Annotated in this window: 10 protein-coding genes; 5 read left to right on the top strand and 5 right to left on the bottom strand. The window is 66.6% G+C overall.

The genetic code is table 11. The features are described 5' to 3' along the window. Together ACY34I_RS39460 and ACY34I_RS39455 are read left to right on the top strand one after the other, a co-directional pair. The coding region (locus ACY34I_RS39460; RefSeq protein WP_462760503.1) for a helix-turn-helix domain-containing protein at positions 1–257 on the top strand (257 nt) is incomplete at its 5' end. A gap of 247 nt (positions 258–504) precedes the next feature. Then, on the top strand, positions 505–1,074 hold the full coding sequence (locus ACY34I_RS39455; protein ID WP_462760501.1) for an HD domain-containing protein: 570 nt from the start codon (positions 505–507) through the stop codon (positions 1,072–1,074). A 574-nt stretch (positions 1,075–1,648) separates the two neighbouring features. Here the strand turns inward: ACY34I_RS39455 and ACY34I_RS39450 are convergent. After that, positions 1,649–2,233, bottom strand: coding sequence for an SMI1/KNR4 family protein (locus tag ACY34I_RS39450; RefSeq protein ID WP_462760499.1), 585 nt, complete (start codon positions 2,231–2,233; stop codon positions 1,649–1,651). A 502-nt stretch (positions 2,234–2,735) separates the two neighbouring features. On the opposite strand from ACY34I_RS39450, the gene ACY34I_RS39445 reads away from it, so the two are divergent. Both ACY34I_RS39445 and ACY34I_RS39440 read left to right on the top strand, forming a co-directional pair. After that, complete coding sequence (locus tag ACY34I_RS39445; RefSeq protein WP_462760497.1) at positions 2,736–3,290, top strand: RNA polymerase sigma factor; 555 nt, start codon at positions 2,736–2,738, stop codon at positions 3,288–3,290. Further along, positions 3,287–4,354: a hypothetical protein gene (locus ACY34I_RS39440; RefSeq protein ID WP_462760495.1), complete on the top strand. Its 1,068-nt coding sequence runs from the start codon at positions 3,287–3,289 to the stop codon at positions 4,352–4,354. Before ACY34I_RS39445 ends, ACY34I_RS39440 begins: the two co-directional genes overlap by 4 nt. A gap of 254 nt (positions 4,355–4,608) precedes the next feature. Here the strand turns inward: ACY34I_RS39440 and ACY34I_RS39435 are convergent, their stop codons facing one another. From ACY34I_RS39435 to ACY34I_RS39425, 3 genes are all read right to left on the bottom strand, one after another. Beyond that, positions 4,609–5,253, bottom strand: a complete 645-nt coding sequence (locus ACY34I_RS39435; protein ID WP_462760493.1) for a tyrosine-type recombinase/integrase — start codon at positions 5,251–5,253, stop codon at positions 4,609–4,611. Between the two features lie 279 nt (positions 5,254–5,532). Beyond that, on the bottom strand, positions 5,533–5,943 hold the full coding sequence (locus tag ACY34I_RS39430) for a hypothetical protein (RefSeq protein ID WP_462760491.1): 411 nt from the start codon (positions 5,941–5,943) through the stop codon (positions 5,533–5,535). Between the two features lie 12 nt (positions 5,944–5,955). Next, a complete protein-coding gene (locus tag ACY34I_RS39425; protein WP_462760489.1) occupies positions 5,956–8,049 on the bottom strand; it encodes a TraB/TrbI/VirB10 family type IV secretion system protein in 2,094 nt (697 codons plus the stop codon). A gap of 545 nt (positions 8,050–8,594) precedes the next feature. On the opposite strand from ACY34I_RS39425, the gene ACY34I_RS39420 reads away from it, so the two are divergent. Continuing rightward, entirely contained in the window at positions 8,595–8,816 is a 222-nt protein-coding gene (locus ACY34I_RS39420; protein ID WP_462760487.1) for a hypothetical protein, read from the top strand. A 388-nt stretch (positions 8,817–9,204) separates the two neighbouring features. Here the strand turns inward: ACY34I_RS39420 and ACY34I_RS39415 are convergent. Beyond that, the coding region (locus tag ACY34I_RS39415; RefSeq protein WP_462760505.1) for a mycothiol transferase at positions 9,205–9,360 on the bottom strand (156 nt) is incomplete at its 5' end.

Below are 9,360 nucleotides of genomic sequence, written 5' to 3'. Positions count from 1 at the left end.
AGGCGGAGGAGTTCGGCCGGACCCACCACCTGCCCAAGGCACAGCTGGCCGGTGTCGTCGACGGATTGCGCCGCCGCGGCCTCGTGGACGCCGCCGGCGGGTTCACCGACGCCGGCCGCCAGACCAAGGAACGGATCGAGGCCCTCACCGACGAGCTGGCGGCGCCGGCGTATGACGTGCTCACCACCGACGAGCTCGACGAGCTGATCGCGGGGCTCGAGCCGATCGCCGCCGCGGCACAGCAAGTCCACGACTGAGCGGGCGTCAAGCGACAGCCACGAGATCCGACGGTTGCTGCGCGCGGTCCTCGCGTGCGCTGTCCAGTAGCGAGCGCACTGCGGCAGATGAGGGCACCTGATCTTGTCTCCGACGCGTCCGACGCGATGCCGGCCTACGGAATCGCCTCCGCAGGGTGAGCATGCTGATCGCGTTCTACCATGCGTCCGCCGAAACCCCGCACGCCGACCACTACGGAGCACCATGCCTTTGACGCTGCGTCATGCCTTGCGCGAACCTGGTGACCCGCCGCTGCGGCAGCTACCAGCCCCCGTCGCCGACCTCCTCTTCGAGATGAACGCGCCACCTCGGTTGGCCGCTCATCTGCGCGCCGTGCACGACGTCGCCGCCCAGCTCACGGCCTGGCTCACCATCCACTACCCAACCCTGGCCATCAACCGCGAAGCCGTTCTCTTCGGCGCGGCCACCCACGACATCGGCAAGACCGTTCACGTCGAGGAACTGTCCGGACCAGGCTCCCGGCACGAGCCAGCCGGGCAGCAGCTCCTGCTCGACGCCGGCATCGAGCCTTCCCTGGCACGCTTCGCCGCGACGCATGCCAGTTGGCGGACGGTCGCCGTCGAGCTCGAAGACCTGCTCGTCAGCCTCGCCGACAAGATCTGGAAAGCCAAGCGCGTCCCCGACCTCGAACAACTCGTCGTCGACCGGCTCGCCGCCGCTTCCGGGGAGGAGCCCTGGCAGGTCTTCCTCAACCTCGACGACCACCTCGACAAGATCGCGGCGGACGCGGACCATCGGCTCGCCTTCCAGAATGGCTATCCCACCGCGACCGGCTGAGACGTGCCGAGCCGGGTCCGGCAGCTCTGCACCGATCGCTTCGCGGCCAGATGCGTGCGCTTCAGCGTCGACGCCGCTGCGCGCTCGCGCTACCGTTGCCCTGTCAGCGTCCGCGAACCACCAGATCCGCAGCTTCGAGCGCCGCCATGGCCTTGACCGTGGTCGCGTCGCAGTGGCATTGAGCCGGTGGGCGGGCTGGGCTCGATGTCGCCGAGCGGACCGTTGGCGTTATGGATGGCAATGCAGCCCGCCCTTCGCCGATGACCGGGCGCTGCTGGAGTCCCTTCTTGTAGCACTGAGCAGACCAGCGCGGCGGCAGTTTTGGTCGATACTTGCGCCCCTAGACGACCGCTACCGCGCCGCGACGGTGCACGATCCTTTCGCGCCTGCGGACACGCCTTGGTGGCGCCGGCGAACAGAGTTGTGACGCCACGCCGCGAGGCGCAGACAAACGGCGGCAAGAGGTTGACGAGATACGCCGTCGTGGCCTCCCCGTCCGCTCTTCGGCACGTCCGGATGCAGGCACCCGCGATCCGGTTACCTACCGTGACGAGCGCTTCGCGGCATACGTTTCTCAGGAGGCGTCGAACCATGGCTTGCCGGCTGCCCAGTGCCGTACCCACCCGGCGAACCCCGGGCTGGCGGTGGTGTAACCGAACTCCGCTCCGAACGGAAGGGCACCTTCGCCGCTGATGTTCCAGATGTGGCCGCGATGCCGGCCGGTCACCATCAGGTGCCAATACATCCCACAGCCGTCCGTGCCGAGCACGACCGATCCATGGTTGAAGACTGGGTCGAGCAGGGGCTCGATCTCCTCGTAGGGCCGGGGATCGTCCTCCCAAAGCCACCCCTCAGTCAGCGGAAAGGGCGTGCTCAGGTTCCGCACCGAATGGTCGTCGCCCCAGTCGTCGGGCATCTGGGCGACGGCCACAAGGCCGTGGTCCGGCGGTCCGGCGGTCCGGCGGTCCGGCGGTCCGGAGAAGGATCCGTCCGTGATCTCGGCGACGAACGTCCGGTACGGCTCCGGCAGAACGATGCCGTGCTCTGTTTCGAAGGCGTGTACCCCGGCCCAGCCCAGAGCCGATTCGCCAGCGTCATCCACGCCGAAGGCGGTACGGAGCTCGATGAGGTCGTCCGGGTGGGCGTACTCGGTGTTCATGCCGCGTTGATACCACGCTCCTTGCTTTGCGGTGTGCCGGCAGAGTCGACCGTCCTGCAGCGGATTCGACGGCCTAGCGACCAGCGGCAGATCCGCGCGCCGCGGTCATGCGAAGGACTGCTCGGCGAAGCGGGTCCCGGCGCGCTCGGTGGAGGTGAGGGCCTGCCGAGGGACCTCGGCAGAGGGCTGGGAATCAGGCTCCCCACGTGAGCCGTACCGATAGTGACGATCACCGACACGGCGCGGCACGCGGTCGGCCAGATGAGCGCTCCCGAGGGAGACGAGCATTTTGTCGATGTGCAACGTCTCGCTGGCGGCCGATGTGAGCGCGGTGCGTGACGGCGGCATGGTTCCAGGCATGAGTCCGTTGCGGTCGACCGGCCGGAACGCCGTCGAGATCGCCGGGATTGGCTGCGGGTAGGCGTCGCGTAGGTCCTAGAACCCCGGCAGGTCGGCGGTATCGTGGTGTCACGATGAGCCCGGTGCCGGACATGCATAAGACGTGAGCTCTGAGGACCGGTTTCGGCGCGTCTACGCCGGCAACTTCGAAGCGCTTCTCGCGTACGCGTCACGTCGTGTCGAGCAGCCGGACGACGCCGCCGACGTGGTCGCGGAGACCTTCCTGGTGGCGTGGCGGCGCAGCGCCGACCTGCCCTCCGACGATGAGGTTCGGCTGTGGCTGTACGGGGTGGCCCGCCGAGTGCTGGCGAACCATCACCGCAGCGGGATCCGCCGAGAGCGGTTGGGTGAGCGGCTCCGGCATTGCCTGACCGCGGTCTCCACGCCCGATCCGGGCAGTGAGGTGCCGCAGCGGCTCGCCGTGCAGGCCGCGCTGCGCCGGCTGAACGACACGGACCGGGAGATGATGCTGCTCACCGTATGGGAGGGCCTGCAGCCCCGGGAGGCGGCGGAGGTAGTCGGGGTGAGCCCGACCGCGGCGCGGACCCGCCTGTCGCGGGCACGGGCCCGGCTGCGCGAACTCGTCGGTGACGATCCTCATGCACCCGGACATGTACTCGATGTCCTGGCCGTACCCGTCTCGAAGGAGGGCAGATGACCGACGAGCACCTCGACCGCCTGGTTCGAGACGCCGACCCCTATCGACCTGAGATCATCCAGCGCCTCGGCGGGGCGGATCAGCATCTCCTGGAGGAGATCATGTCCACCCCGAAACTCGACTCGGTGCCGGCGAGACCGCTGCGCCGTACCCTCGTCCGTCAACTCGCCGGCGCCACGGCCGCTGCGGCGGCCGTGGCCGGCATCATCGCCACGTCGTCGCTCTGGTCCGCGCAGCCCGACGACGTGTACGCCGGACCGACCGGCCTGCCCAGCGTGGGCACGGCCGCGATCAGCGGGTGGGAACTCGACCTGAAGGCTGCGCAGGAGCACCCGCGCCTGCTGATCGATGAGCCGGGCTGGAAAGCGATCAGCGTCTACGGGTTCGCCGAGGAGAATGGCAGCATCGAATTCCAGAACGGCGACCGCAGCCTGCAGATGAACTGGTACCCGGACGAGCAGTACCAGCACTACTACGACGACCGGCTGCATGTCAGCAAACCGGAGGTGACCACCGTGGCGAACCGGCCGGCCAGCATCTTCACCTACAGCAAGAACGACATGTCGGCCATGCTCAAACCGCAGGACGGCACGTTTGTCGAGTTGCGCACCGGGGGCAATTGGACGCGGGCAACCTTCGACGGGATCCTCACCCACGTGATAAAGGTGGATGCCAAGTCGTTCCTCAAGGCGCTGCCGCCGGAGATCGTCACGCCGGGCGACGTCCGTGAGGAAGCCGCCAAGATTCTCGCCGACATGCCCTCCCCGCCGGGCTTCGACGTGTCGGTACTGGACAACGCCGGGGCCAACGACCCATACCAGTTCGGCGCCGCAGTGGCCGGCAGGGTCACCTGCGACTGGATCGCCGAGTGGATCCGGGCCGACTCCGCCGGCGACGACCAAGCGGTCAAGCAGGCAGCAGCCGCGCTGCGCAGTAGCCACCAGTGGAAGGTGCTGCACGACATGAACGACGAGGGCGACTACCCCGAGGTCGTCTGGGAGATCGCCGACAAGGTCGCCGACGGTGATGTCCCGAAGTGGTACAAGGATGGCCTGGGCTGCTGACTCAGCCGGTGGTCAGGGGCAGAACAACCGGTGCCTTCCGAGTTGCCAGGTGTGACAGAGATCGACATCAACTGCTGTGGCTCACACGAAATCCTGCGTGAAGGCATTGTCCGCTCTCCTGCCGCAGGTGCTTCGCGAACCGCTGCTCGTATGAGACCGCGTGGGCGACGCGATGGCTGAACCGACCTCCGGCACGGCTTTCAGCTGGCGCCTTACCCGACCGGCCGCTATGGCACCACCGGTGGCCGTGCGCACTACTTTCGGCAAAGCCGGGAGGGCTCGCTACGTCCCGGAGGCATGTAGGCGGCGAGGATGTAGTTGGGGTGCCGGTCGAGGTTCTTGCGGGCTCGGTCGTAGCGCATGGTGGTTCTCGGATCGGCGTGGCGGGCGGCGATCTGCACGTCGCGGAGGCTGACGCCGGCGTCGAGCATGGTCGTGACGAAAGTGTGGCGCAGCATGTGGGGGTGCATCCTCGGCATCCGGATCCCTGCGGCGTGAGCGAGGTACTTGAGCCGGCGGGTGGCGGCGTGCTGGTCCATACTCCCGCCGTGGGTGTTGCGCACGATCGGCCCGCTGGTGCGCCCATCGACGGCCCGATCGACGGCCCTGGCCACCGCGGGTGGCAGCGGGACGAGCACGACCTTGCCGCCCTTGCCGCGCACCCGTAGGACCCGGTGGCCGTGCTCCTCACCGAGGTCGGCGATGTTCGACCCGCACGCTTCGAAGATCCGCAGCCCGAGCAGGCCCATAAGCGCGACCAAGGCGAAGTCGTTCGGGTTCGAGGATTGTCGGGCGGTGGTGATCAGTGCCTCGAACTGCAGGTGCCCCAACCCGAGGGTCGGTGACTCGGCCGGCACGGTGGGCCGGCGGGCGCCTGCCGGCGTGCCGTCCACGCTCACGTTACGTGACGCTCGGATCGCGGCAGATCCGGTCCTTCGATCTTGTGGGGGCCGTGTAGGCCATCGAACTGAACATGTTGAACGGGCAGCTCCTGGTGGAGTTGCCTGTTGGTGTTTGGACGGCACGGTGATCACGTTGTGCTGGGTGCAGTCCTCCCGATCAGCCGCGCCATCAGCTAGGTCCGCGCAGCACGGACGGGTTGCCGGCTACACAACGAACCAGCCGCCCGCGTCGTCGCCGCCCAACCCCGACGCTGGACCGTCGCTGCGTCATAGACCTCAGCCTCGTTCGGGGACCGTGAAATCGTACGGGTTTGGCCCCGGGGCCGGGTTGATGACCTCGTCGAGCGACGTACAGACGAGGAGAATGCCCGGCCGGAAGTGTGCGCTGCCCCAGGTTGGCGAGTTGTCCAGACCGGACTGCAGCTCGACGACCAGTTCGCCGTCCGCGTTGAGCTTCGTCGATCGCGTGAACATGGCGGTGATCCACTCGGGTGGATCGTCGCGGTTCAGGAACGCCACCTCCACCGTCCACGCGTCGCCGGTCACGACCATGTCCAGGGGCACGTCGAAGTCGACCATATAGTGTCCGTCGACGCTCTCCGAGCCCGCGATCCTTAGGCGCTGCATCGGACGAAGATCGCCATCCGCGAGGACAACGTGGAACGGACCGTACAGCGTTTCTGGCATAAGACTGTCTCCCTACGCCTCTTCGAGCCCTCGCTGGCGGGTGAACTCGCTGCTGAAGCCGTTCCGCGCGCCGTCCTCGGTAATGTGGCGCAGCGCCTGTCGCCAGAATCCCAGGTTCCCGCCGGGGTTGAGCGGGCTGTCGCCATAGATGCCCTCGACCTCGTCGCGGGTGTTGTCGTTGCGCTGGCCCCAGTGGAGCAGCCCGCGGATGTTTGGGTTGCGCGCCAGCTTCACCGCATAGTCGACAAGCTCCTGGCTGCCGCTGACGTCCCGAAGGCACGCGACCTCGACGGAGCACGTGGTGTCGAACTTCTGCATGCCGATCAGGGCCCGGGTCCGCTTCGTGAACCTGAGCGAGGCATAGCCGACGAATGCCTTTCCTTCGAACTCCTGCTTCATCTCGAAGGCGATCAGGGAGTCAATGAACGCGATCAGGCGGTCGTCCACGGCGTCGAAGAAGACTTCGACCGAGTCGACATTCACCTCGCAGCTGACGTTGAGATAATCCCGCTGATCCATGACCGCATAGCTGATCGCCTCGTAGTCGCGGTCGCCCTGCTGCGACTGGAAGGCGGCGTAGTAGATGAGCTGCCAGGTGAGGAGCCCGGCCGCCCTTTTGGCCGGGTTCGGTTCGTCGGGGTCGAGCAGCTCGTTCTTGATGTGCTCCATCTGCTCGCCGAACCGGCTGTCGTCGTCGAAGGCGTCGAGAATTTCCTTCAGGATGACCAGCGTGAGCAGCAGCGCCGGGATGAGCGCGAGGAGCCCGACCCCTCCCGGCACGGCAACGGCCGCGATCGTGGTTCCGACCACCGCCCCTTTGCTGTTCACGAACTGCTCGATCTCCTCGATCGTGGCGCCGATGATCCCTTTGAGGAAGCTGGAGTCGGCACACGCCCGCTCCAGCATTCCGGGGTCGGCGCCCTTGTGCGGGTCGTCCGGATCGGGGCTGAAAGCATGGTTCGCGCCGGCCCTCTCGAACCGCGGAGCCTGCAACCGCTGGTCGAAGGGATCCACGATGCGCCCGACCCGCTCGTCGCGCCCGGCCGTGTTCACCGGTGGTCGCAGGGTCCAGCGTTTCGTGATGCCCACGAGGTTGCGCTGGAAGTTCGCGTGGGTCGTAAGGCAGACCGCGATCTGGAGAAAGCGCTGATTGCCGGACACCGGTGTCGAGGGAACGAACGTGGCGCCAGCCGGGACCGCGACGTCGGTGTAGAGCGGACTCCGGACATCCTTGATCTGGTGCCTAATATCCTGCCAGAGGTGCAGCCGCCGTCGCTCATAGAGCGCATACTGCTGCACGGCCTTGAGCACCACGGAATAGATCACCCCGAAGCGCCCCGCCGAGACGAGCACCGCGTCGAACACATTGTTGTCGCGGATCAGCTCGAAGTTGGCCGCGCCACCCAGCTCCTCGGTGCGGAACTCGAGACTCATCAGGAAGTCGTCGGTCAGGTGCGGTTCGTTGCCGTCGACCGCCTCGATCCAGTAGTGCTTGCCACCGTCGGCCACCAGGTGGATCGCCAGCACGCTGTCGGCGAGCGGTGGCCGGTCGAAGTCGCCCCCGTGCGTGCCGGTGTTGAAGGCTCCGACGACGGTCTGCCCGCCGGCGCCGCCCAGGGTCGCGAAGGCCCACGGCCCGCCATACCTGGGGTCGCCGAAGTGGTGGTTGATGTGGCCCGCCAGCGTGGACGGATCACCCACGTCGATCACCTGATCGAGCTCGGCATAGAGCTGGTAGATGCGCTTTCCCGCCTCGACGTGCACCAGATAGGAGGGGATGTCCTGCCCGAGCTGGACCATGCGCTCGACATAGTCGCGGTTCAGGCAGCCCGGAATGACGTTGGTCAGCGTCCTGCCCATCGCCTGATGCACGTTGCGCGGGTCGTGGGTCTCGATGAAGGTATGGTCGCTGATCGCGGCCCGCGAAAGCGCCCAGTGGCTGCCGGCTGCCTTGAACCGTTCGTCGGGTTCGCGGTCCCGGCAGAGTTCGATCAGCTCCGGCAGGGACGTGGGATACACGATGCGGGAGGCCTGTGGGATGAGGTTGAACCGAGGGTCGTCGTGCTTCCGCGTCCACGGGCTGTTGAAAACTTCGTCAATCGGCATCGCGCCGCTCCTCCTCCGGACAGCAAAGCCTATCGTGGGACCGTCGCCGCCTTCTCGATCTCCACCTGACGCCCTACCCCGCCTCACGCGGCGCCGTGTGCTCTCCGCTTCACCACGACGGTCTTCAGCCAACGCAGCATGAGGCAGGTTTGAAGCCTCTCCGCAGGGCGGCTCCGAAGGGCCAGGACCGAACTCTCCTTGGCACTCAGAACGCTATGTCCACAACGGACATACCGGTGCTCAGTCTTTTTAACACAAGTTCGCCTTGACCAGATCCAGTCGGTGGTCAGGCACCGAGTTCTTCACCAGGTACCTGAATATCCGTGCGGGCATGCCGACAACTCCTCGTGGCGGAAGTCTCTGTTCTGATGACTGCTAGGCCTGACCATCGCTCAACGGCGCCACTCCCCCAGCCCGGGTGCAGACCGGGCGGATGGTCAACGTGCGTGTCCACGCCACCCATTGTGGGGCTCCCGCCCTTGAGTCGTGCGCCTTTGCCCGGTTCCATCAAGTGCTGGCGACGCGCCAGGTCCATACCCCGGGCGGTGACCGCTCGCGGCGTGTCGGTGCGCCGGTGGATCGTGCTGCTCGCCTTAGCCAACTCGATCATCGATCACGCCAAAGCTCAGCCTCCCGGCACTGCCACCATCGAGGTGGCTGTCGCTGAAGAGGTCCGTTTCGCCCACGACGACGGTCGTATCGGCCGAACCAGTGCAGTTCGCCGTTCCACAGTTATCCTCAAGATCATGTGGCCAAGATTGGCCTGACCGAAAGGTCCGACGCTCACCAATCGCGGTGGATGGGTGCGTACTCCCATGAGGTCCGCCGACCCCAAGATCATCATGATCATGGACTAATGCGTAGGGATGGAGATCATTCCAAACGCATTACTCTAAGGTAGGTGATGCCGGAGGCCGTACGGCGGAGCGTTGTCGGCCGAACCCAACCCCCACCGGACAAGATCAAACACGCTCTCATCGGCAGATCCGCGCGTCTGTTAGCGTGCCGTCCCCGCTCACGTTACGTTACGCGCTGATCGCGGCAGGTCAGTTCGTTCCTCACCGTCACATGGCCGATCTTTCGGGCCGGTGGTGTCCGAGCGCTCAACGACGGCTGTGTAGCACCGGATGGGGTGCGGCCCCGAACCGCGATTTCTTACCGACCGGTGACACCGTCGGTAAGCTCCCGCAGGATGTCGGCGTGACCGGCATGCCGGATGGTCTCGCTCGTCATGTGGGCGAGCACCCAGCGAAGAGTACGAGCCGCGTCACCGACCGGCTGCGCGGTGAGGACGTCCGGGCCAGCGGCTGC

Source organism: Micromonospora sp. RTBAU3-60, assembly GCF_054963695.1.
This window is presented reverse-complemented; position numbering and strand designations above follow the sequence as displayed.

Coding starts and splice junctions, on each gene's coding strand:
- ACY34I_RS39450 (WP_462760499.1), bottom strand. CDS start 2,233: ATGAACACCGAGTACGCCCACCCGGACGACCTCATCGAGCTCCGTACC.
- ACY34I_RS39430 (WP_462760491.1), bottom strand. CDS start 5,943: ATGCCAGAAACGCTGTACGGTCCGTTCCACGTTGTCCTCGCGGATGGC.
- ACY34I_RS39425 (WP_462760489.1), bottom strand. CDS start 8,049: ATGCCGATTGACGAAGTTTTCAACAGCCCGTGGACGCGGAAGCACGAC.
- ACY34I_RS39440 (WP_462760495.1), top strand. CDS start 3,287: ATGACCGACGAGCACCTCGACCGCCTGGTTCGAGACGCCGACCCCTAT.